Source organism: Microbispora hainanensis, assembly GCF_006874475.1.
Taxonomy (GTDB): domain Bacteria; phylum Actinomycetota; class Actinomycetes; order Streptosporangiales; family Streptosporangiaceae; genus Microbispora; species Microbispora hainanensis.
The window spans coordinates 1-20,907 of sequence record NZ_VIRM01000014.1; the positions used below are offsets into that span (position 1 = coordinate 1).

The following is a 20,907-nucleotide window of genomic DNA, read 5'->3' on the forward strand; positions in this document are numbered from 1 at the left end:
GGCGCTCAACCACATCGGCTACGACGGCCCGATCTCGATCGAGTGGGAGGACGCGGGCATGGACCGGCTGCACGGCGCACCCGAGGCCCTCGCCTACATCCGCTCGCTCAACGCCATCACCCCGCCCGACGCCGCCTTCGACGCCGCCTTCTCCTCCGAGAGCTGACCTCTCTCTCCCCAGCTCTCGCGAGGCCCGGGGCCGGGCGCACCCTCAGGTGCCGCCCGGCCCTCCGGCATGCTGACGGCGTCCTACACGGTGCGGCGGGGTGGGAGCAGGGCGTTGACGCGGTCGGAGCCGGGCCAGACGTAGGGGAGGTCGTCGGGGTCGCCGGGGAACTTCGGGCCGTAGAACTCCGGGTCCTTGCGCAGCAGAGCCGAGCGGTGGCTGAGGTGGAGGGCGGGGTCGCCGAGCCAGGGCGGCAACTCGCCCGCCTCTGCGAGGGCCTCTTGGACGCGGGGGGTGTCGATGCCCCGGCAGCCGAGCAGCTCGCCGGTCATCGTCGCGGCGCAGGTGTCGGCGCGGCCAAGGTCGCACCAGGCCGCCACGATCTCCAGGCCGTAGCGGACCAGCGCCTCCTCGTATCCGGCCCACATGTGCGCCACCGGGTGGTGCCGCCAGCCGTACCCCGGAATGGTGAGCGTGCGCAGCACCTGCAGGGCCTCGACCCGCTGTTTGCCGAGGCGGAGCGGGTCGAGGACGCGGGAGGTGGCCGCGAAGTCCGGGTAGGGCAGGAACGTCTGCATGTCGCCGCTCGGGTTACCCCGGTCCGCCGGAGATATCCCCCGCGCCGGGGAGATCTCCGGCGGACCGGTGGACTCAGTCGAACAGCACGATCTGCCGGAGCACCTCGCCGCCGCGCAGGGCGTCGACGGCGTCGTTCAGGTCGGCGATCCTGATGCGTGAGCTGATCATGCTGTCGAGGTCGAGCCTGCCCGCCTTGTAGAGGTTCACGAAGCGCGGGAAGTCCCTGCGGACGTCGGCGTCGCCGTACAGCGAGCTGAGGAGGTTCTTGCCCTCGAACAGCAGGCTGAAGGCGCTCAGCGGCACCATGTCGTCCATGGCGCCCGCGCCGACGACGATGACGTCGCCGCCGCGCCGCGTCGCCTGCCAGGCCGTCATGATGGCGGCCGACTTGCCGACCACCTCGAAGCCGTGGTCGAAGCCCTGCCCGCCGGTCAGCGTGCCGATGGCGTCCATGAGCTGGTCGGGTGTGCAGGCGTGGGTGGCGCCGACCTTCTTCGCGAGCGCGTGCTTGGACTCCAGCGGGTCGATCGCGAGGATCGTGGTCGCGCCGGAGATGCGGGCGCCCTGGATCACCGACAGGCCGACGCCTCCGCAGCCGACGACCGCGACCGTCGCGCCCGGGCGCACCTTCGCGGTGTTGAGCACCGCGCCGACGCCCGTGGTGATGCCGCAGCCGATCAGCGCCGCCGCCTCGTACGGCACGTCGGGGTCGACCTTGATCGCCCCCTGCCACGGGACGATGATCTCCTCGGCCCAGGTGCCGCACCCGGCCATGCCGAACGCCGGGGTGTCGCCGCCGAACAGGAAGCGCGGCTCGGTGAAGCTCTTCATCATGTACGTCATGCAGAGGTTGGGCTGGCCGCCCACGCAGCTCGGGCAGTCGCCGCAGGCGGGCGTCCAGTTGACGATGACGTGGTCGCCCGGCTGCACGGTGGTCACGGCGTCGCCCACCTCGACGACCTCGCCCGCGCCCTCGTGACCGGGGATGATCGGGAGCGGCATGGGGAGCACGCCGTTGAGGACCGAGAGGTCGGAGTGGCAGACGCCGGTGGCCTTCACCCGCACCCGGACGTCACCCGGGCCCACCGGCGTCAGCGTGATGTCGTCTCTGATGTCGAGCTTTTCGTCGCCGACCGCGTGGAGAAGCGCGCCGCGCATGGGGGACCTCCCGGTCTTTCAGGCTGGTCTTTCAGGGGTGGGCGCCGCGCGTCACTCGTCCTCGAGCGACAGCGCGGCCTTGGGACAGGACCGGACCGCGTGGCGGACCCGGTCGAGGAGTGCGGCGGGCGGCTCGGGCATCAGCACGTGGAGGTTGTCCTCGTCGTCGACCTCGAAGACCTCGGGCGCCAGGCCCATGCAGACGGCGTTGGCCTCGCACACGTCGTAGTCGACCTTGATCTTCATGGCGCGTCCTCCTCCTGTGCGTCACATCGCGCTGGAGTTCACGTTAGGGCCTGTCCCGTGGATCTTGCGCCTATCGCGGTCGTCCAGAGCGCTCGCCGCCGAGCTTGCGGTGATCCCAGGAGACGACGCGGGCCGGCTCGACCAGGTAGGCCACGCGCTTGCGTGCGGTGTGCTCGACGTAGGCCCGCACCTCCGGGCCGTCGACGGGCGCGCCGGTCATCCGCCGGGTGACGTCCAGGCCGACCTCCAGGACGGCCGCCGGGTCGTCGATCGGCCGCGCCTTGCCGTAGACGAGCACGCCGCGCAGCTGCGCGTACTCGTCCCCGGTCTCGATCAGGCAGCTCACCCGCGGGTCGCGCTCGATGTTGCGGGCCTTCTGCGACTTGGCGTACGTCCAGAACGTGACGCGGCCGTCGTCGAGTCCGTAGAACATCGTGACCAGGTGGGGCGTGCCGTCGGGGTTGATCGTGCCGAGCTGGAGTTTGCGGGCGTCCCGCAGGAGCTCCGCGACCTCTTCCTCGCTCATCGCGATGCGGGCGCGCTGGTTCACGAAGCAAAGTAGAACACGTTGCATCAGGGGCGACAAGGGGCAGTTCCGAACATCATTCGGCTCGTTGGGTAGGGTGCCGGGCATGGTGACCCCGATGCCCGACGACCTGCGCAGCGCCGCCGAGAAGGCGCGCGGTTTCATGCCGCCCGCCGAGGGCGAGGCGCTGTACGAGACCGCCTGCGCGTACGGCTCCCGCGGGCCGATCTGCGAGATCGGCACCTACTGCGGCAAGTCGGCGATCTACCTGGGCGCCGGGGCGCGGCGGGCGGGCACGGTGGTCTTCACGGTGGACCACCACCGGGGTTCTGAGGAGATCCAGCCGGGCTGGCCCCACCACGACCCCGAGCTCGTGGACCCGGAGACCGGGCGGATGGATTCGCTGCCGTTCTTCCGCGCCACGATCGCCGCCGCCGGCCTGGAGGACGAGGTGATCGCGGTCGTGGGCGCGTCGGCCACGGTCGCCCGCCACTGGTCCACTCCACTGGCCGTGCTGTTCATCGACGGCGGCCACTCGGAGGAACCGGTGACGGCCGACTACGAGGGGTGGGCGCCGCACGTGATGAAGGGCGGCGCGCTGGTCTTCCACGACATCTACCCCGACCCGGCGGACGGCGGGCAGGCGCCCTACCGGGTCTACCTGCGCGCGCTGGAGTCGGGCGACTTCCGCGAGGTGCGGGTCGTCGGGTCGCTCCGGGTGCTGGAACGCGTCTGACGGCGCGCTCGCCCGTGATGCGGGCCCTGATGTTATGCGGGCCCTGAGGTGATGCGGGGCCCTGGGCGGGGCGCCTGCGGAGGGTCAGGCGCGGGCGCGCTCGCAGCCGCACTCGCCGGTGATGCGGGCCTCCCGGCCGCCGGCGTCGCGGAAGATCCCTGAGCCGGGAGTGGCGCGGGAGAGGGCGTCGGCGGCGAGCACCACCGCGGCGGCCGTGTAGCCCGACCGCTCGTTGGGGAAGTGCCGCTGGTTCACGAACTGCCACCCGGTCCAGTAGGAGCCGTCCTCGTGGCGCAGGTGCTGCATGTCGGCGAACACCGCCAGCGCGCGCTCCCGCAGCCCGGCCGCGTCGAGCGCGAGCACCAGTTCGCACGACTCCGCGCCGGTGACCCAGGGCTGGTCGGAGACGCAGCGTGCGCCGAGGCCCGGCACGACGAAGGTGTCCCACTCCAGGTCGAACCGCTGTGCCGCCGCGGCCCCGCGTACGGCGCCGCCGAGCACCGGGTAGTACCAGTCCATCGAGAACCGGCTCTTGTCGGCGAACGCCTCCGGGTGGCCGGCGATCACGTGGCCGAGCTGGTCGGCGGCGAGCTCCCAGTCGGGCTGCGGGTCGCCCAGCCGTTCGGCGAGCAGCGCCCCGCACCGCAGGCCCTGGTGGATGGACGAGCACCCGGTGAGCAGCGCGTAGTCCGCCGGACGTCCCTCGGCGTCGCGCTGCCAGAGGATCTCGCCCCGCGCGGTCTGCAGGCCGATGACGAAGTCGAGGGCCCGCGCCACCACCGGCCACATCGACCGGGCGAAGTCCTCGTCGCCGGTCACCAGCAGGTCGTGCCAGACCCCCACCGCGATGTACGCCGCGTGGTTGGACTCCCCGGCCGCCTCGGCGGGCAGGCCGTCGCGGACCTTCATCGGCCAGGAGCCGTCCGGGCGCTGGTGCCGTACGAGCCAGTCGTAGCCCTTGCGGGCCTCCTCGCGCAGCCCGGCCACGGTCAGCGCCATCAGGCACTCGATGTGGTTCCACGCGTCGATGTGACCCTCGGGCCAGGGGACGCCGCCCAGGTCGTCCTGGACGGCGGCGATGCTCTCGGCCGTACGGACGACCTGCTCGGCGGTGATGATCCCCGGAACGTCGGGCACCCGCGTCATGCGGGCTTCCGGACGTAGACCACGACGCTCTTGCCGATCAGAGGGTTGAGCACGGCCTCGGCCAGCCGGGTCGCGAGGGGGCGCTTCATGATGTCCCAGACGAGCAGCTCGTGGTAGGCCTTGGCCAGCGGGTGCTGGTCGTCGTTGACCCCGACCGCGCACTTGATCCACCAGTACGGCGAGTGCAGGCCGTGGGCGTAGTGGTGGCCGCCGACCTCAAGCCCGGACGACTTCAGCTTCGCCTGGAGCTCCGCCAACGTATAAATCCGGATATGTCCGCCGGGGGCGGTGTGGTAGTCCTCCGACAGGGCCCAGCAGATCCGCTCGGGCAGGAAGCTCGGCACGGTGATCGCGGCCCGGCCGCCCGGCTTGAGCACGCGGACGATCTCGCGCATCGCGGCCATGTCGTCGGGGATGTGCTCCAGCACCTCGGCGGCGATGACGCGGTCGAACGACGCGTCGGGGAACGGCATGTGGAGGGCGTCGCCGACGACGGTGTCCCCGGTCGCGCCCGCCGGCACCTCGCCTTCCTTGTCCATCGCCGCGAACATGGCCGCCACGTTCTCCATCTCGGCGGCGTCCATGTCGAAGGCGACCACGTCGGCGCCCCGGCGCAGCACCTCGAAGGCGTGCCGGCCACCGCCGGCCCCGAGGTCGAGGACACGGTCGCCCGGTCCGACGGGCAGCCGGTTGAAGTCGACGGTCAGCACTCGGTGCCTGCCTTTCGTGGGGTCTGGGGAGTCACCGGGGGACGTTCATCAGGGGACGTTCATCGGGAGACGCCTATCGGGACAAGCGCCGTGCCGCGATGGCCTCGTGGTAGGCCTCGACCGTGCGCTGGGCGACGACCGGCCACGCGTAGCGCTCCATCACGCGGTCGTAGCCGCGCCGGCCGAACTCCGCGCGCTCCCCGGGGGAGTCGAGCAGGCGGCGCAGCACGGCAGCCAGCTCCTCGGGGTCGCCCGGCGTCACCTGCACGGCCGCGTCGCCGACCACCTCGGGCAGGGCGCCCGTACGCGACGCGACCAGCGGTGTGCCGCACGCCATGTGCTCGACGGCCGGCAACGAGAACCCCTCGTAGAGCGAGGGGACCACCGCGACCTCGGAGGTGGCGATCAGCTCGGCCAGCTCCTCGTCGGGGATGCCGTGCACGAACCGTACGCGGTCGTGCAGCGACAGCTCGTTGACGAGCTGTTCGGTGGGGCCTCCGGGGGTGGGCCTGCTCACCACGGTGAGGTCGACCTCGCGCTCGGTGGCGAGCTTGGCGACCGCGCGCAGCAGGGTCGCCACGCCCTTCATGGGCGAGTCGGCGCTGGCCACGGCCACGATCGAGTTCGCCCGCTTCGGCAGCTCGGGCCGGGGGTGGAAGAACCGGGTGTCCACGCCGAGCGGGATCAGCCGCATGTTGGACTGCGGCACGTTGAAGTCGCGGTGGATGTCGGCGAGCGACGACTCGCTGACGGTCAGGATCGGGCTCAGCCGGGGCGCCACGATGCTCTGCATGCGCACGAAGCCATACCAGCGGCGCATCGACAGCCGCTTCCAGCCCTTGGCGGCCTTCAGCTCGATCCGCCGGTCCACGCTGATCGGGTGATGGATGGTGCCGACCACCGGGAACAGCCGCTGGATGCCGAGCAGGCCGTAGCCCAGGGTCTGGTTGTCCTGGACGACGTCGAAGTCGCCGCGCCGCCTCTTCAGCTCCCGGTAGGCCCGCAGGCTGAACGTCAGCGGCTCGGGGAAGCCGGCCGTCCACATCGTGGCGACTTCGAGCGCGTCGATCCAGTCGCGATATTCGTCGCGCTTCGGCGTACGGAACGGGTCCTCGTCGCGGTAGAGGTCCAGGCTCGGCACCTTGTTGAGGATCACGCCCTCGTCCAGCTCCGGGTAGGGCTGGCCGGAGAAGACCTCCACGTGGTGGCCCAGGGCGACGAGCTCGCGGCTTATATGGCGCAGGTACACCCCCTGGCCGCCGCAGGTGGGCTTGCTGCGGTAGGACAGCAGCGCGACGCGCAGCCTCTCCGCCAAGAGGCACCCCTTTCCAGCCGGTTTCCCGCCGTGCCCCCGTGGGGCTGCTGCCAGGAACACTACCATTTGACCTTAGATGGGGTAGGTGAGGTGGAAAGGGTCCTCGATTGACCCTCACCCGGCCCGACCTGGGCTGTTAGCTTACCCGAACGCGATTCTGTGTAACACGTTCTAGTGGCGCATCTATAGGCATGGCCGGGCAGGGCGGTACATTCGCCTCTCATAGGCCAAGTTGGGCGCTACGAGGAGGATCCGTTGGCCAGGCGTGCGCTGATCACCGGCATCACCGGTCAGGACGGCTCCTATCTCGCAGAACACCTGCTGAGCGAGGGATACGAGGTCTGGGGCCTCGTTCGCGGGCAGGCCAACCCCCGCGTCCCGCGCGTGCGCCGGCTCCTCCAGGACGTACGGCTGGTCCGCGGCGACCTGCTCGACCAGGGGTCGCTGATCTCGGCGGTGGAGAAGGTGCAGCCCGACGAGGTCTACAACCTGGGGGCCATCTCGTTCGTGCCCATGTCGTGGGAGCAGGCCGAGCTGACCGCCGAGGTGACCGGCATGGGCGTGCTCCGCGTGCTGGAGGCCATCCGCGTCTGCTCGGGGATCACCGCCTCGCGCGGCTCGTCGGCCGGGCAGATCCGCTTCTACCAGGCGTCGTCCTCCGAGATGTTCGGCCAGGTCAGGGAGACGCCGCAGACCGAGCGCACCCCCTTCCACCCCAGGTCGCCATACGGCGTGGCCAAGGCGTACGGGCACTTCCTCACGCAGAACTACCGCGAGTCGTACGGGATGTTCGCGGTGTCCGGCATCCTGTTCAATCACGAGTCGCCCCGGCGGGGGGCCGAGTTCGTCACCCGCAAGGTCTCGCTCGGCGTCGCGCGGATCAAGCTCGGCATGGCCACGGAGCTGCGCCTGGGCAACCTGGAGGCGCGCCGCGACTGGGGATACGCCGGCGACTTCGTCCGGGCCATGCACATGATGCTGTCGGCCGCCGAGCCCGAGGACTACGTCATCGGCACCGGGCGCACCCACTCGGTGCGCGAGCTGGTCGAGGCGGCCTTCGCCGCCGCCGGCCTCGACTGGGAGCGGCACGTCGTCTGCGACGCGTCCCTGCACCGCCCGGCGGAGGTCGACCTGCTGTGCGCCGACCCGAAGAAGGCCCGCACCCAGCTCGGCTGGGAGCCGACGGTGTCGTTCGAGGAGCTCGTGGCGATGATGGTCGAGGCCGACCTGCGCCTGCTCGCCGACGGCGGCGACCCGGAGCAGGACTCCTCCTGGGCCTGACACCGGCCGGAGACGCGGTCAGGAGGGCGGCCGGGCCAGCCGGATCCCGGCGCCGAGGGGAACGGCGACGGATGGGATGCGGATCGGCACCTTGCTCTCGCCGATCTTGAATCCGTCCACTCCCCAGCTCACCGCGACCTCGCAGTCCCCGCCGGGACGGAGGGTCACCAGCCGCCCGTCGCGGATCGCCGCGCTCAGCAGCCCGATCGTGAACGTCAGGTCGACGGAGAACGTGATCGTGAGCACTTTGCGCTCGTCGGCGTAGACCTCGACGTACGGGCGGTGCTCCGAGGTGATCGAGTGCGCGGCCAGGGAGACCGGCTCGATCTTCCCGCGGCGGCCGTCCTCGTGACTGCGCACCGCGGCGGCCCGCAGCTCGCGGGACTTCTGCCATCCGGCCGCCAGGACCGCCCCGAGAGTGATCCCGTGGAGCAGGCCGGCGCCGGCCTCGGGCAGCTGAGCGACGAGTTGCCCGGCGAGGGCCGGGGCGTCGCGGCAGATCGTGCTCATCACCTGGGGGTCGCGGACGACTCTTGCCGCCGCCGCCACCGCGCCGCGCGCGCTGTCGTAGAGCGCGAGGGCGGCCGTGCCCGGATTCGGGTTGATGGTCAGGTTCATGACAGGCCTTCCCGGATCTCCTGCCGGCCCGGGTCCGGGACGACGTGAAGACGTACGGCCGGGCGGGAGCCGCGGCTCTCGTGGATCCGCACGTCCGGGGACGGATCGGCGCGGGAGACGAGACGCACCGCCCGGCGGCGGTCGTGGTCCCGGTCAGGCGCGCGCCGGCCGCCCCGGGCCTTCCATCCGGCGAGGCCGAGGAGCGCGGCGGCGACCGCGACGAGGGCGAGCCCCGGCGGCACACCCAAGTCGGAGCCCGTCTCCTCGCCGGAGGGCGGGGCCGTCGGCACCGCCTCAGGGCTCTCCGCGGGCGACTCGTCCGGCCGCGGCGACTCCGGCGGACTCGGCGAGGGGCTGTCGTCCGGGCTCGCCGCTGGACTCACAGGCGGGCTCACCGGTGGGCTCACCGGTGGGCTCACGGGGGACACGACGCTCAGGACGACGTCGATGGCGTCGCCGATGGTCAGCTCGTCTCCGCCGGGAGGGTTCTGGTCCTCGACGATCTGGTCGTCGCGCGCGTCGTCCGCTCCTCTGAGCGTCAGCCCCCGGTCCGCCGCCAGCTGCCGCGCCTCCTCGACCGTACGGCCGATGAGGTACGGCACCTCGGTCGAGCCGTCGAGGAGCAGGCTGACGGCCTGCCCGTAGGCGAGCAGCCCGCCGGGCGCGGGAGTCTGCTCGGCGACCTTCCACTCGCCGGTGGCCTCCGGCTGCCCGGTGGTCACGCCGAACCCGGCCTTCTGCGCTTCGGCGGTGGCCGCGGTCAGCGTCATCCCGGTCAGGTCGGGCACCTTCCCACCCAGGTAAACGCGGACCCCCGTGATTTTGAACTCGATGCACGACAGCGTCTCCGCGCTGCTCACGAAACTCCCGGGAGGAACGGGATCGGGCACGGTCGCGACCCCATAGCCGAAATGGTTGTGGAGCGTCTCGTACGCCTGCTCGTACGTCTGACCGATCACGTTGGGCGGGGGCGGGCATTTCGCGGCCTGCGCCGGCGTGGCCCAGAACGCGGCGACGGCCATGGCGAGGGCCACGATCAGGCGTACCGGCATCATCGTCTCCGGAACGAGTCGGGGTTGTCCGAAGGGAACGGGGGCGGGCTTCCCGAATGACGGGCTTCTCGAGGAAATGGTGCGAAGAATCGCGGCCGGCTCGCCTGAGTATCCCCCTACTCATATGCGCGGGCGCAATTCCCCGGTCCGGTGAGCGGACCGGGAGGGCGCAGGTCTGCGCCCAGCGCGAGGGCCGACGTCGGGACGTTGTGGTCACCGGGCAGGTGCCGGGCACGTGCCGGGCCAGACCCGGCCACTCCACCTCGCGCGGCGCGTCGTGAGCCGCCTGACACGCCTGTCAAGATCTCCCGCACGCTCGCCTGATCGCCCGCAAATTGACATAAAACCTACCAATTGTGCATGCTTTTCGCATGCGGCAATTCACAGAGGTCGTGCCGCCGGCGCGACGCGGGCACGAGCAGGCCGTGCTGGGGCTGCTGCGCGCGTACGGCCCGCTCAACCGGGGCGAGCTCAGCCGGCGGTGCGGCCTGTCGCGGACGACCCTGCACGACACCCTCAGCGGACTGCTGGCCGCGGGCGCGGTGGTCACCGCGACGCCGGACGAGGCGCCGCGCGGCCGGGGCCGTCCCGCCGAGCGGCTGGTCCTCAACCCCGCGGCCGGACAGGCCCTCGGCATCGACTTCAGCCGCCGCGCGGTGCACGTCGCGGCCGTCGGCGTGACGTACGAGATCGTGGGCACGGCGGGGGAGGCGCACGCCCCCGGCCTGCCGTGGCCCGACCGGGTGGCGCTCGCCGAGCGCCTCGTCCGCGGGCTGCTCGGCGGCGAGGTGTGGCGCAGGGCGCTCAAGGGCGTCGGCGTGGGCGTCGTGGGCCCCCTGGCCGGGGCATGGGACGGAGCGCCGGACGGCGTCCTCTCCGGCGTCGCGGCCCTGCTCTTGGAGCGCTTCGGCGGTCCGGTGCTGCTGGACAACAACACCAGGCTCGCGGCGCTCGCCGAGTCGACGTGGGGCGCGGCCGCCGGTGACCAGGACGCGCTCTATCTGCGGCTGTCGTACGGCGTCGGCGGCGGCGTGGTGGCCGGAGGGGTGTTGCACCGTGGCGCCGACGGAGTGTCCGGGGAGATCGGGCACGTTCCGGTGGACCCGGCCGGGAGGCCCTGCGAGTGCGGCGGCACGGGATGCCTGGAGACCGTCGCCTCGATCAGGGCGGTGCTCGACGCCTACCGGGCCAGGGGCGGCCGGGGGGACGACCTGCCCGCGCTGACGGCGGCCGTGGAGGCGCGCGACCCGATCGCCCTCGGCCTGCTGTCCGAGGTGGGCGGCCAGATCGGACGGGTGCTAGCCGCGCTGTCCAACGCGATCGGGCCCAGGGTGATCGTCATCGGCGGTGAGCTGGCCGAGCTCGGCGCCCCGCTCCTGGAGCCCGTCCGGAAGGCCCTGGACGCGGGGGCGGTGCCGATCTCGCGCCATCGGCTGACCCTGCGCCGTGCGGCGCTCGGCGACGTCGCGGGCGCGCTCGGCGGCGTCGCCCTGGCGCTCGGGGAGTCTCCGCTGTTGTCGCGCTACCCGGCCCCAGAGCCCGATCTGGCGCCCGAGCCGGAGCCAGATCCCGAGCCCGAGCCCGGCCTCGCCGATTCACCCGGCGGCGGGCGCGGTGGGCGGGGCGGACCGCCACCCCGCCCCTTCGTCGGGTGGGGCACGGCGCAGGCCCGGCCGCGCCTGCCCCTGACCCCGCTGCCGTCGTTGCCGTCGTTGCCGGTCAGCCGAGGGCGACGGGCAGCGTCTTGATGCCGTTGATGAAGTAGGACCTCAGCCGGGTGGCCTCGCCGGTCTGCCGGATGCCGGGCAGGCGCTCGGCGAGCACCTCGAACAGCACCCGAAGCTCCAGCTTGGCCAGGTGGTTGCCGAGGCAGAAGTGCGCCCCGCCGCCGCCGAAGCCGATCTGCGGGTTGGGGTCGCGGCCGATGTCGAACTCCTCGGGCCGCTCGAAGACCTCCTCGTCCCGGTTGGCCGACGCGTAGAAGACCACCACCTTGTCGCCCCCGGCGATCTTCTGGCCGCGGATCTCGGTGTCCGTCGTGGCCGTACGCCGGAACAGGTTGACGGGGGACACCCACCGGACGATCTCGTCGGCGGCCGTCCTCGCGAGAGTGGGGTCGTCCACCAGGCGCTTCCACTGGTCCGGGTGCTCGAAGAGGGTCAGCATGCCTCCGGACGCCGCGTTCCGCGTGGTCTCGTTGCCCGCCACGATGAGCAGCAGGACGAACAGGTCGAACTCGTCCTCGGTCAGCGTCTGCCCGTCCTCGTCCGGCTGCAGGAGCTTGGTGACGATGTCGTCGCGCGGGTCCTGCCTGCGCGCCGCGGCCAGCGTGTGGGCGTACGAGTAGACCTCGAAGGCGGCGGCCTGCCCCTCCTCGGGGCTGCTGGAGTAGTCGGGGTCGTCGCTGCCGATCATGCGGTTGGACCACTCGAAGATCTTGTTTCGGTCCTCGACCGGCGCGCCGAGCAGCTCGCAGATCACGTACAGCGGGAGCGGCGCGGCGATGTCCCGCACGAAGTCGACCTCGGGCTTGCTCTGCACCTCGTCGACCAGGGCGTGGCAGATGTCCCTGATGTGCTCCTCCAGCCGCCCGATCTGGCGCGGGGTGAAACCGCGGTTGACCAGCGAGCGGCGCCGGGTGTGGTCGGGCGGGTCCTGGTTGAGCATCATCAGCCGCTGGAACTCGCGCTGCTCCTCGGGCATCTCGTCGAACAGCGCCAGTTTCCGGGCTGAGGAGAAGAGGTCGGAGTGACGGGAGACGTGGACGACGTCCGCGTGCCTGGTGACCGCCCAGAAACCGGGCCAGTCGCCTTCTCCCTCGTGCCGGTAGACGGGCGCGTTGTGCCTCAGCCAGCGGAGCTGGTCGTGCGGCACTCCGCTGCGCGCGTAGCGGTCCATGTCGACGAGGTCGATTTCCATTGCATCACCTAATCGGGTTTTGGCTGCCCCTGGTAAGAGGGCCCCTGGTAAGAGGGACGGTCGCCCCTGGCCGGCCCGCTGCTCGGTGGGAGTGCGGTCGCGCGCTTGTCCGCAGTGATTCTGAAACGTGTTCTATTACGGGCCCGGCGGCACGTCAAGCGACCCTCGGGTGACGGATCGCTTGAGCCGGCTTGTCGGTGGGCTCTGGTACGACTGGGCGCATGGGTGTGAGCGTCGAGGAGTTCCTCTCCATGCTGGACCGGTTGCCCGAGGTCGGCCAGGGCGAGGGCGGTGACTGGGTCTCGTTCAAGGTGCGCGGCAAGGGCTTCGGCTACCTGTGGGAGCGCACCGAGACGGTGGGCCTCAAGGCGACGATCGAGGAGCAGACCGCGCTCGTGGCCGAGCGGCCCGAGGTGTTCGAGCCGCAGTTCACCGCCGGGCGTTTCGGCTGGGTCGTGGTCCGTCTGGCGAAGATCGACGCTGACGAGCTGTTCGAGCTGGTGACCGAGGCGTGGTGCCTGACCGCGCCGAAGACCCTCGTCGAGGCGTACGAAACCCGGTCGTAGCCCGGTCGTAGCCCGGCCCTATGCCTCCTGGCCGGGCCATTCCTGCTGGTCGTGGCCGGAGCCGGGCCGGGGTTCGGCCGGGTGCTCGCGGAGCCGCCTGATGACCTCCGCGAGCTCGGTGCGGGTGTGGATGCCGAGCTTGCGGTAGATGCGGGCGAGGTGGGTGTCCACGGTCCGCTTGCTGATGGACAGCTCGTTCGCGACCTGGAGGTTGCTCATGCCGCGCAGGACCAGGTCGGTGACCCGCATCTCCCCGGCCGTCAGGGGCGACGGGCCGTCAGACTGCCCGCCGCGGGCCCGGCTGCCGATCGTGGCGAGGTTGCGCTCGGCGAGCGCGGCGAGCCGTACGGCGCCGCAGCCGTCGGCCAGGTCGTACGCCTCGCTGAGGGTGTCGTGGGCGCGGCGCGTCTCCCCGGCGGCCCGCAGGGCGATGCCCAGGCGCACCATCGCCCGGATGCGTTCGATGCCGCCGGGCCCGTCGAGCACCGACAGCGCCTCGCTGAGCAGGTCGATCCGGCGGGTGCCCTCGGCGGTCGTGCTCGCGGTGCTCAGCGCCCGGCCGACGCAGTCGGGAGCGCCCCAGGCCCGGGCCAGTTCGAGCTCCTCCTCGGCCAGGCGGTGGGCCGGCCCGCGCTGGCCGAGCCGCAGGTAGGCGAGGGCCGCCTGGCCCCGCCAGCCCGCGCACGCCGGGTTGACCACCCCCGCCGACAGGAGCTGCCGCCCGGCCTCCAGCAGGGCCGGCAGCCCTTCGCGTACGTCGCCCCTGGCGACCGCCACCCGGCCCTGGGCCTCGAGCAGCGCCGCCTGCAGCAGGGGGTGCACCGGTTCGCGCGCGGTGACCTCGTCGAACAGCGCGTGGGCGACGTCGAGTTCGTCGCGTTCGAGGAGCACGCGGGCCATGCACGACACGGCGGCGACGTGCAGGCCGGAGGCGTGCGAGCCGCGCGCGAAATGGATGGCCTCGCGCGCGTGCGTCAGTGACGCGCGCAGCTCCCCTCTGCGGTAGGCGATGTCCGACAGCAGCGTGACGGCGAGGGCCTGCCCGGTCATCGAGGCGCGCGCTCGCGCCTCGGCGGCCACCTGTTCCGACCAGTACGCCGCCTCGTCCACGCGGCCCGCCCACACCAGCGCCATGACCAGTGCCGGCGGGATCGATCCGCCGCCGTCGAGGCAGCGCCGGGCCAGGGCCAGCGTGCGGCCGCGGTTCCTGCCCCTGGCCGCGCCGGACAGCGCGGCGGAGGCGAGGTAGTCCTGCGCCCCCGCGCTGGTGGCGGCGCCGGGCTCGGCGTTGAGCTGCCGCAGCGCGGCGCGCGAGCCGTACGACTGGCCGGTCAGCAGCGCCTGCGCGCTGAGCCGCAGCAGCACCTCGCGGTCGGGGAACCCGCCGGACGGGTCCTCGTCGAAGCCCCGGGCGATGTCGCAGAAGGCCGCGGCGGCCTCGGAGGAGTTGAGCGTGAGCAGGGCCGTGGCGAAGGGCGCCAGGGAGTCCGCCCGCTCGGCGGCGTCGCCGGCGAGGGCGGTCACGGTGCGCAGGTGCCGCAGGCAGGCGGGGATGTCGAGGTGCACCTCGACGGCGCCCAGCTCGGCCGTCACCTGGAGGACGGTGTGGTCCTTGGCGGTGGCGAGCGCGCGGTGGAGATAGCGGGTCGCGTCCTCCCAGGCGTTCTCGGAGACCGCCTCCCGCGCCGCCTCGCGCAGCACCGACACGGCCCACGGGTCGCCGGTGGGGCTGGCCGACAGCAGGTGCCGGGCCGACCGCTTGGGCGGCGAGCCGAGGCGGTGCAGCAGCGAGGCCGCCCGCCGGTGCATCTCGTCGCGCGTCCGGGGGTCCATGCGCGCGAGGATCGTCGACTGGACGAGGTCGTGCGTGAACCGCTGCGGCGGGCTGCCCTCCAGCAGGCCCGCCCCCGCGAGCGCGTGGCCCGCCTCCTCGGCCGCGACCGCGCCGTAGCCGGCCAGCATCGCCGCCGTCTCCAGCCCGGCGTACGGCGCGATGATGGCAAGGCTCTGCAGGAGGGCGAGCAGGGACGGATATCTGCCGCCGAGCCATTCCAGGACGGTCTCCGACAGGGCCGTCGCGCCGATCCGCATCACCCGGGGCAGCTCGGACCGCTGCGGCAGGACGTCGGCGGCGGCCAGCCGTCCGGCCGTCTCCAGCAGGAGCAGCGGGTTTCCCTTGGTCAGGCGGTGGCAGGCCGCGACGATCTCGTCGTCCACCCTGGCGCCGAGCGCCGACTCCATGAGCGTGGCGGCGCATCTGCGGCACAGCGCCGAGGGCCGCAGCGACCGCGCGTACGGCAGCGCCAGGATGTCGCGGACCGCGTCGCCGCCGCTGCGGTCCTCCACGTCGCAGGTCAGGATCATCGCGATGGGCAGGCCGTCGAGCCGCCTGGCGATGTAGGAGCACCACTGCGCCGACTGCGGGTCGGCGTGGTTGAGGTCGTCGACCGCGATGATCAGCGGTTGTCCCGCGGTCAGCGAGCGGGTGGCCCGATAGAGGTCGTCGAGCAGCGTGGCGGGCACGGCGGGCGCGCTCCCGTCGTACGGCACCGCCGTCAGCGCCGGCGCGCGCACACCGCCGTCGAGGACGGCGGCGGGGGCGCCGGGCTCGGCCCGCCCCGAGCCGCTCATCATCGGGTCGAACAACTGCCGGACGATGCCGAACGCGAAGGAGCGCTCGTCGGCGTGGCCCCGGGCGCTCAGCACGACCCCGCCCGGCCTGCGCGCCAGCGCCGCGTGCAGCAGTCTGGTCTTCCCGATCCCTCGCGTGCCCTGAATGACCAGTACGGCCGGTCTTCCTTCGTGAAGCCCGGCCAGCACCTCGTCGACGACCCCTAGCTCCTTGTCCCGGTGCAGTAGTACCGGCCGCCCTGAGGCCATCCCTACCCCCGGACCATGTACCGATTTTTCTCGACATACGGATCATGCCGGACAGGGCCAGCGGGTTGTCAATACGTGAAATCGCTACGAGTAAACACAATATTGCTGACACATGAAAGCAACACCTTGTCATGATTCCATGTCCAATGGATGGGGAGTTTGCCCCTCCGCGCCGGAACCCCTATGGCATAGGGGTTCCGGGCGGCCGAATCATCGCGGCAGGTCGGCGGGCACGGCCCTGAGAGGCGGTGCGCATACGTATTCCGCCGTGCCGCCGGCGATACGCATCACCGTACGCACAGGTCCGGATCGCGCTTTGTGCACGCCGATCGTACGTATGCGCCCGTGAAGCGACAAATACGTCTTTACTTTTTCCGCGAGTCAATGGAATTCTCCGCTCATCGGCTAATCACGGAGTGAATGGCGGGGGGCATGGAACGGCCACGGCTCAAGGCGCACTTCACGACCGAAGTCCTCGACGACGCGAAAGTCTTCCTTTTGGCGGAAGGCCAGCACTATCTCGTACGCGGCGCGGGCTCGGGCCGCGTCCTTCCCTATCTCGACGGCCGGCACACGGTGATGGACATCGTCCAGGCCCTCGCCGGCGAACTGTCCCCGGCCCAGGCGGTGCTCGCCGTACGGCGATACGAGGCCGCCGGACATCTGACCGAGGGCCGGCCGCCCCTGGCCGACCCGGTGCTCGCCTTCTGGGACGCGCAGGGCATCGACCCCGCGGCCGTCGTCACGGCCCTGGAGCGGACGTCCTTCCGGCTGTTCGCGGGCGCGGGCGTCGATCCCGGCCCGATCGAGGCGCTTTTGCACGAGCACGGGCTGCGCACCGCTCCGGACGGCGACGGCCCGGTCGTGGCGGTGGTCCACGACTACCTCGACCCGGGCCTGGCGGAGCTCAACGCCGAGTGCCTGGCGGCCGGGCGGCCCTGGGTGCTGGTCAGGCCCGCCGGCACCGTGGCCTGGCTGGGACCGCTGTTCCAGCCGGGGGAGACGGGCTGCTGGGCCTGCATGTCCCAGCGGATCGAGGGCAACCGGCAGGTCGAGCGCTACCTCGCGGGCAAGCGGGGCGACGGGCTGCCGCCGTACCACCCGGTGCGCGAGGCCCTGCAGGGCGGCGCGGCGGCGGTGGGCGGGCTGCTCGCGGCCGAGCTCGCGCGGACGGCCGCCACGGGCCGGCCCTCGACCCTCCAGGGCAAGATGATCACGGTCGACCTGCGCACGCTCACCAGCGCCGAGCACCAGATGATCCGGCTGCCGCAGTGCCCGTCGTGCGGCGACCCCTCGCTGATCCGCGACCGCGAGCCGAAGGTGGCGCTGGCCGCGCGGACCGCCCGGCACGCGACCGACGGCGGCTACCGGGTCGAGCAGCCCTCGGCGACGTACGCCCGGCTGGAGCGGCACATCAGCCCCTACCTGGGCGCGGTCACCGGGCTGCGCCCGTGGGCCGGCGAGGACAACGGCGTGACCTACAGCTTCACCGCCGGTCACAACTTCGCCATGCTGGGCGACAACATGGACCTGCTGCGCCGCAACCTGCGCGGGCAGAGCGGCGGCAAGGGCCGCACCGAGATCCAGGCCAAGGTCAGCGCCCTGTGCGAGGCGATCGAGCGCTACTCGGGCGTGTGGCGAGGCGAGGAGCCGGTGCTCAAGGCGGCCTACGCCGACCTCGACGAGGGTCTCGCGGTGCACCCGGCCGACCTGCTGCTGTTCTCCGACAACCAGTACGGCGACCGGGACGCCTGGAACAGCGACCCCTCCCACCGGCTGCACCTGGTGCCCGAGAGGTTCCGTACGGATCTGCCGCTCGACTGGTCGCGGGCCTGGTCGCTGACCGCAGACGAGGAGCGGCTGATCCCCGCCGGCTACGCCTGGTATGGCCATCCCGACCTCGAACGCCACTTCTACTGCGTCGGCGACTCCAACGGCAGCGCCTCCGGCAACACGCTGGAGGAGGCGATCCTCCAGGGGTTCTGCGAGGTCGTGGAGCGGGACGCGGTCGCGCTGTGGTGGTACAACCGGGCCCGGCGGCCCGCCTTCGACCTCGACTCGCTCAACGACCCGTACGTCGGCACGCTGCGCGAGTTCTACGCCGACATGGGCCGCAGCCTGTGGCTGCTCGACCTGACCAGCGACCTCGGCGTCCCGGCCTTCGCCGGCGTCTCCCACCGGCTCGGCCACCCGGTGCAGGACATCATCGTGGGGTTCGGCGCCCATCTCGATCCCCGGATCGCCGCGCTGCGGACGCTGACCGAGGTCAACCAGTTCCTCCCGTCCGTACGCCGCAGGGACGAGAACGGCGAGACGATCTATCACGACGACGACATCGCGACGCTCCGCTGGTGGAAGGAGACCACGCTCGACAGCGACCCCTGGCTGCTGCCCGACCCCGCGCAGCGGTCCCGCACGCTGGCGGACTATCGGGTGCCCGAGGGCGCCGACCTCGCGGCCGACGTCGAGACCTGCGTCGCCCGGGCCGCCGCCTGCGGTCTCGAGGTGATCGTCCTCGACCAGACGCGGCCGGATCTGGAGCTCAACGTCGCCCGGGTGCTGGTCCCCGGCATGCGGCACTTCTGGCGCCGGCTTGGCCCGGGCCGCCTGTACGACGTGCCGGTGGCCCTCGGCTGGCGGACGGAACCGGCTCTGGAGGAGGAGCTCAACCCCACCAGCGTCTTCTTCTGACCCGATAGGGGGAGCAATGCACACCGTTCAGGTGCGGCTGCGCCGCGACGCCGGCCTGTCCGAACCGGAGGAGACGCCGGGGGCGGTCATCCTGGCCACGCCGTTCGGCCCTGCCACGCTGCGGGGCCTGCCGCCCGGCGCGGTCGCCGCGCTGCGCGCGCTGGCCCGCGGCGGCACGAGCGAGGACGAGCTGGCCAGGACCGTCACCGAGCACGACGGCGAGGGCGGGCTGCTGCGCTGGCACCTGCTGCTGCGCAAGCTGTCGGCCGGGGCCCTGCTGGAGCGGGCCCTGGTGGTGCCGTCCGGCGGAGAGATGGCGACAGCCGGGGCCGAGCCGGTGGCCGTGCTGCGCCCCTTCGGAGGCGGCCCGCTGCGCCCGGCCGCGCCGCTCGCCGCGGACGCCCGCGTGCGCCTGTCGAGGTTCGCCATAGCGGTGCCGGAGGACGGCAGGCTCGTGGTGCGCGTGCCCCGCAGCCCCCTCGGGGTCGAGCTCGCCCCGGCCGCCGCGCCGCTGCTCGGCCTGCTCGCGGACTGGACGACCCCGGCCGGCCTCGCCTGCCCGGGGCTGCCGGCCGGGACGACGGCGGCGGTGCTCGGCCTGTTCGCCGACGCCGGGCTGCTGGTGCGGCCGACACCCGAGGGAGAGGACCCCGAGCGCGGAGCCGTCCCGCTCGCCCAGTGGTCGCCGGCCGACCTGTGGCTGCACACCCGCACCCGGGAACCCCGTACGACCGGGCGCTACGGCGGCACCTATCCGCTGCGGGGCGTGCAGGATCCGCTGCCGGTGGCGCCGCCCGCCTTCGACGGCCCCCGGATCGCCCTGGAGCCGCCGGACCTGGACGCGATCGCGAAGACCGAGGCGAGCCTGACCGATGTGCTGGAGGCCCGCCGCTCGATCCGCGAGCACGACGCCGCCGCCCCGATCACCCTCGACCGCCTGGGCGAGCTGCTCTACCGCACGATGCGCCAGCGGCGCACCTTCACAGGGGAGGACGGCCAGGAGCTGGCCGACCGGCCCTACCCGTCCGGCGGCGCGGTCCACGAGCTGGAGGTCTATCCCCTCGTCGTCTCCTGCGAGGGCCTGGAGCCCGGCCTGTGGCACTACGCCGCCCACGCGCACGCGCTTGAACGGGTGGCCGATCCCGGCCCGGCGACCCGCACGCTGCTCGACCGGGCCAGGTCGGCGGCCATGATGACCGGGGACCCGCAGGTCCTGCTGATCGTGACGGCCCGCTTCGGGCGGGTGATGTGGAAGTACGAGACCATCGCCTACTCGCTGATCCTCAAGCACGTGGGCGTGCTCTACCAGACCTTCTACCTGGTGGCCACGGCCATGGGCCTGGCGGTCTGCGGGCTCGGCGGCGGTGACGCGGCGGAGTTCGCCGCGGCCAGCGGGCTCGACCCGCACGCGGAGGGCAGCGTGGGCGAGCTGCTGCTCGGCAGCAGGCGGGGCGGCGCGGCGGGGACGCCGCCGGGATGGTCCCCGGAGGTGCCGTCATGAAGTTCCGGTTGAAGGCCCTGCAGCGGATGCGGGAGCCCGACGAACTCGACTCCCCGACCCTGCTCGCCTCCCCGCGCGGCTGGATCGCCACGTTCGTCGTGCTCATCGTGGTCGTCGCCGCGGGGGTGTGGTCGTTCGTCGGCAGACTGCCGGTCACCGTGACCGCCAAAGGGCTGCTGACCCATCCGGCGGGCACCGCCCAGCTGCAGAGCCCGTACACCGGGACCGTGCGGACGATGATGGTGAGCCCCGGCCTGCGGGTGGTGCGCGGACAGGCGGTGGCGGAGGTGCTGCGGGCCGACGGCACCGTGCGCACCGTGAGCAGCCCCTTCACCGGCGAGGTCGTCACCACCTCGGCGAGCGAGGGCGCGATGGTCCGCGAGGGCGACGGGCTGCTCGCGATGGAGCGGACCGACGCTCCCCGCGACCGCCTGGTCGCGATGCTGTTCGTGCCGGGCGACCACGCGCTCGGCATCGCCCCCGGCCGTACGGTCGACCTCGCGGTCTCCAACGCCCCGCCCGGCGTGTTCGGGCTGCTGCGCGGCAGGGTGACCTCGATCAGCCCCTATCCGCTGATGGCGGAGGGCGTCGCCGCCCTGGTCGGCGGCGACCTCTCGGCCCGCGGCTACCTCACCGCGGAGCCGCCCCGCCTGGTGGTCGTCGACCTCCTGCCCGACCCCCGCACCATGTCCGGATACTCCTGGACGACCGAGACCGGTCCCCCGATGGAGCTGCAGTCGCAGGTCACGGTGACGGGCACCGTCACGCTCAGCAGCCAGACGCCTTTCAACCTGCTCCTCGGACGCTGAGAAGGAGA

General features: G+C 72.4%; 18 protein-coding genes and 1 pseudogene. 8 read left to right on the plus strand and 11 right to left on the minus strand.

All coding sequences use genetic code 11. From position 1 onward, the window contains the following. Positions 1–166: pseudogene (locus tag FLX08_RS13670) on the plus strand (sugar phosphate isomerase/epimerase); the annotation flags it as partial. An 83-nt stretch (positions 167–249) separates the two neighbouring features. Here the strand turns inward: FLX08_RS13670 and FLX08_RS13675 are convergent. The 4 genes from FLX08_RS13675 to FLX08_RS13690 form a co-directional block, all read right to left on the minus strand. Beyond that, positions 250–744, minus strand: coding sequence for an MSMEG_6728 family protein (locus FLX08_RS13675; protein WP_142619213.1), 495 nt, complete (start codon positions 742–744; stop codon positions 250–252). 73 nt (positions 745–817) lie between these two features. Further along, positions 818–1,903, minus strand: coding sequence for an alcohol dehydrogenase catalytic domain-containing protein (locus tag FLX08_RS13680; RefSeq protein WP_142619214.1), 1,086 nt, complete (start codon positions 1,901–1,903; stop codon positions 818–820). 51 nt (positions 1,904–1,954) lie between these two features. Next, positions 1,955–2,149, minus strand: a complete 195-nt coding sequence (locus FLX08_RS13685; RefSeq protein WP_142619215.1) for a ferredoxin — start codon at positions 2,147–2,149, stop codon at positions 1,955–1,957. Between the two features lie 70 nt (positions 2,150–2,219). Beyond that, entirely contained in the window at positions 2,220–2,699 is a 480-nt protein-coding gene (locus FLX08_RS13690) for a pyridoxamine 5'-phosphate oxidase family protein (RefSeq protein WP_142619216.1), read from the minus strand. A gap of 82 nt (positions 2,700–2,781) precedes the next feature. On the opposite strand from FLX08_RS13690, the gene FLX08_RS13695 reads away from it, so the two are divergent. Further along, entirely contained in the window at positions 2,782–3,411 is a 630-nt protein-coding gene (locus tag FLX08_RS13695; protein WP_244312618.1) for a class I SAM-dependent methyltransferase, read from the plus strand. Between the two features lie 84 nt (positions 3,412–3,495). Here FLX08_RS13695 and FLX08_RS13700 read toward each other — a convergent pair whose 3' ends face one another. The 3 genes from FLX08_RS13700 to FLX08_RS13710 form a co-directional block, all read right to left on the minus strand. After that, a complete protein-coding gene (locus tag FLX08_RS13700; protein ID WP_142619217.1) occupies positions 3,496–4,557 on the minus strand; it encodes a prenyltransferase in 1,062 nt (353 codons plus the stop codon). Continuing rightward, a complete protein-coding gene (locus FLX08_RS13705; RefSeq protein ID WP_142619218.1) occupies positions 4,554–5,267 on the minus strand; it encodes a class I SAM-dependent methyltransferase in 714 nt (237 codons plus the stop codon). Before FLX08_RS13705 ends, FLX08_RS13700 begins: the two co-directional genes overlap by 4 nt. Before the next feature lie 73 nt (positions 5,268–5,340). Then, positions 5,341–6,582, minus strand: coding sequence for a glycosyltransferase family 4 protein (locus tag FLX08_RS13710; protein ID WP_244312619.1), 1,242 nt, complete (start codon positions 6,580–6,582; stop codon positions 5,341–5,343). A gap of 255 nt (positions 6,583–6,837) precedes the next feature. Between FLX08_RS13710 and FLX08_RS13715 the strand changes: the two genes are divergently transcribed. Further along, positions 6,838–7,863: a GDP-mannose 4,6-dehydratase gene (locus tag FLX08_RS13715; protein ID WP_142619220.1), complete on the plus strand. Its 1,026-nt coding sequence runs from the start codon at positions 6,838–6,840 to the stop codon at positions 7,861–7,863. Positions 7,864–7,881: 18 nt separating this feature from the next. On the opposite strand, the gene FLX08_RS13720 is transcribed toward FLX08_RS13715, so the two are convergent. Together FLX08_RS13720 and FLX08_RS13725 are read right to left on the minus strand one after the other, a co-directional pair. Next, positions 7,882–8,481 (minus strand): hypothetical protein, encoded by a 600-nt coding sequence (locus FLX08_RS13720; RefSeq protein WP_142619221.1) that lies wholly within the window; start codon positions 8,479–8,481, stop codon positions 7,882–7,884. Further along, the gene (locus FLX08_RS13725) at positions 8,478–9,536 is read right to left on the minus strand and encodes a PASTA domain-containing protein (RefSeq protein WP_142619222.1); all 1,059 of its coding nucleotides are present in this window, start codon (positions 9,534–9,536) and stop codon (positions 8,478–8,480) included. The genes FLX08_RS13720 and FLX08_RS13725 overlap by 4 nt, the downstream gene beginning before the upstream one ends. A gap of 368 nt (positions 9,537–9,904) precedes the next feature. Between FLX08_RS13725 and FLX08_RS13730 the strand changes: the two genes are divergently transcribed. Then, positions 9,905–11,281 carry an ROK family transcriptional regulator gene (locus tag FLX08_RS13730; RefSeq protein WP_142619223.1) on the plus strand — a complete coding sequence of 459 codons (1,377 nt, stop codon included), beginning with the start codon at positions 9,905–9,907 and terminating at the stop codon, positions 11,279–11,281. Here FLX08_RS13730 and FLX08_RS13735 read toward each other — a convergent pair. Further along, on the minus strand, positions 11,253–12,452 hold the full coding sequence (locus FLX08_RS13735; protein ID WP_142619224.1) for a cytochrome P450: 1,200 nt from the start codon (positions 12,450–12,452) through the stop codon (positions 11,253–11,255). The genes FLX08_RS13730 and FLX08_RS13735 overlap by 29 nt on opposite strands. Before the next feature lie 221 nt (positions 12,453–12,673). Between FLX08_RS13735 and FLX08_RS13740 the strand changes: the two genes are divergently transcribed. Then, positions 12,674–13,018, plus strand: a complete 345-nt coding sequence (locus tag FLX08_RS13740) for an MmcQ/YjbR family DNA-binding protein (RefSeq protein WP_142619225.1) — start codon at positions 12,674–12,676, stop codon at positions 13,016–13,018. Between the two features lie 18 nt (positions 13,019–13,036). Here FLX08_RS13740 and FLX08_RS13745 read toward each other — a convergent pair whose 3' ends face one another. Further along, complete coding sequence (locus FLX08_RS13745) at positions 13,037–15,898, minus strand: ATP-binding protein (protein WP_142619226.1); 2,862 nt, start codon at positions 15,896–15,898, stop codon at positions 13,037–13,039. 432 nt (positions 15,899–16,330) lie between these two features. Here FLX08_RS13745 and FLX08_RS13750 point away from each other — a divergent pair, with 432 nt between their 5' ends. From FLX08_RS13750 to FLX08_RS13760, 3 genes are read left to right on the plus strand one after another with little or no spacing between them, the layout of a single operon-like run. Continuing rightward, positions 16,331–18,589 carry a TOMM precursor leader peptide-binding protein gene (locus tag FLX08_RS13750; RefSeq protein WP_167530401.1) on the plus strand — a complete coding sequence of 753 codons (2,259 nt, stop codon included), beginning with the start codon at positions 16,331–16,333 and terminating at the stop codon, positions 18,587–18,589. Between the two features lie 16 nt (positions 18,590–18,605). Then, on the plus strand, positions 18,606–20,090 hold the full coding sequence (locus FLX08_RS13755; RefSeq protein ID WP_142619228.1) for a SagB/ThcOx family dehydrogenase: 1,485 nt from the start codon (positions 18,606–18,608) through the stop codon (positions 20,088–20,090). Beyond that, positions 20,087–20,899: a biotin/lipoyl-containing protein gene (locus tag FLX08_RS13760; RefSeq protein ID WP_167530402.1), complete on the plus strand. Its 813-nt coding sequence runs from the start codon at positions 20,087–20,089 to the stop codon at positions 20,897–20,899. Before FLX08_RS13755 ends, FLX08_RS13760 begins: the two co-directional genes overlap by 4 nt. Positions 20,900–20,907 lie beyond the last annotated feature (8 nt).

Coding starts and splice junctions, on each gene's coding strand:
- FLX08_RS13700 (WP_142619217.1), bottom strand. CDS start 4,557: ATGACGCGGGTGCCCGACGTTCCGGGGATCATCACCGCCGAGCAGGTC.
- FLX08_RS13720 (WP_142619221.1), bottom strand. CDS start 8,481: ATGAACCTGACCATCAACCCGAATCCGGGCACGGCCGCCCTCGCGCTC.
- FLX08_RS13735 (WP_142619224.1), bottom strand. CDS start 12,452: ATGGAAATCGACCTCGTCGACATGGACCGCTACGCGCGCAGCGGAGTG.
- FLX08_RS13740 (WP_142619225.1), top strand. CDS start 12,674: ATGGGTGTGAGCGTCGAGGAGTTCCTCTCCATGCTGGACCGGTTGCCC.
- FLX08_RS13760 (WP_167530402.1), top strand. CDS start 20,087: ATGAAGTTCCGGTTGAAGGCCCTGCAGCGGATGCGGGAGCCCGACGAA.
- FLX08_RS13745 (WP_142619226.1), bottom strand. CDS start 15,898: ATGGCCTCAGGGCGGCCGGTACTACTGCACCGGGACAAGGAGCTAGGG.
- FLX08_RS13695 (WP_244312618.1), top strand. CDS start 2,782: ATGGTGACCCCGATGCCCGACGACCTGCGCAGCGCCGCCGAGAAGGCG.
- FLX08_RS13755 (WP_142619228.1), top strand. CDS start 18,606: ATGCACACCGTTCAGGTGCGGCTGCGCCGCGACGCCGGCCTGTCCGAA.
- FLX08_RS13675 (WP_142619213.1), bottom strand. CDS start 744: ATGCAGACGTTCCTGCCCTACCCGGACTTCGCGGCCACCTCCCGCGTC.
- FLX08_RS13680 (WP_142619214.1), bottom strand. CDS start 1,903: ATGCGCGGCGCGCTTCTCCACGCGGTCGGCGACGAAAAGCTCGACATC.
- FLX08_RS13685 (WP_142619215.1), bottom strand. CDS start 2,149: ATGAAGATCAAGGTCGACTACGACGTGTGCGAGGCCAACGCCGTCTGC.
- FLX08_RS13725 (WP_142619222.1), bottom strand. CDS start 9,536: ATGATGCCGGTACGCCTGATCGTGGCCCTCGCCATGGCCGTCGCCGCG.
- FLX08_RS13730 (WP_142619223.1), top strand. CDS start 9,905: ATGCGGCAATTCACAGAGGTCGTGCCGCCGGCGCGACGCGGGCACGAG.
- FLX08_RS13750 (WP_167530401.1), top strand. CDS start 16,331: ATGGAACGGCCACGGCTCAAGGCGCACTTCACGACCGAAGTCCTCGAC.